The sequence below is a fragment of the Corallococcus praedator genome (assembly GCF_003612125.1).
Taxonomy (GTDB): domain Bacteria; phylum Myxococcota; class Myxococcia; order Myxococcales; family Myxococcaceae; genus Corallococcus; species Corallococcus praedator.
On sequence record NZ_RAWI01001194.1, the window covers coordinates 1 to 419 of the forward strand.

At 54.9% G+C, this 419-nt stretch carries 1 protein-coding gene; it reads right to left on the bottom strand.

Features of this window, described 5'->3' with window-relative positions; translation table 11 throughout:
* Nucleotides 1-419, bottom strand: a 419-nt coding sequence (locus D7Y13_RS50190) for a class I tRNA ligase family protein (protein WP_147452748.1), incomplete at both ends; no start/stop codon positions are given.

Below are 419 nucleotides of genomic sequence, written 5' to 3' on the forward strand. Positions count from 1 at the left end.
ACCCTGGCTATCGACCTGTTCGTTTGCCAAGACGGTTTGATCGATCGGGTCCCAATTGACAGCCGCTTCTTTTTGATACGCGAGTCCGGCTTTAAAGAACTCCAGAAAAAGCCACTGCGTCCATCGGTAATAATTGGGCGAACAGGTGGCGACTTCGCGGCCCCAGTCGTAGGATAAACCGAGTCGCTGAAGCTGTTGGCGCATCTGGTCAATATTTTCGTAAGTCCAACTGGCCGGACTGACGCCGCGATCGATCGCCGCATTTTCAGCCGGAAGCCCAAACGCATCCCAGCCCATCGGGTGCAGAACGCGAAACCCCTGCATTCGATGCACCCTAGCGATTACGTCCGTAATCGTGTAGTTGCGGACATGCCCCATGTGCAGATTGCCAGAGGGATAGGGAAACATCGACAGGGCAT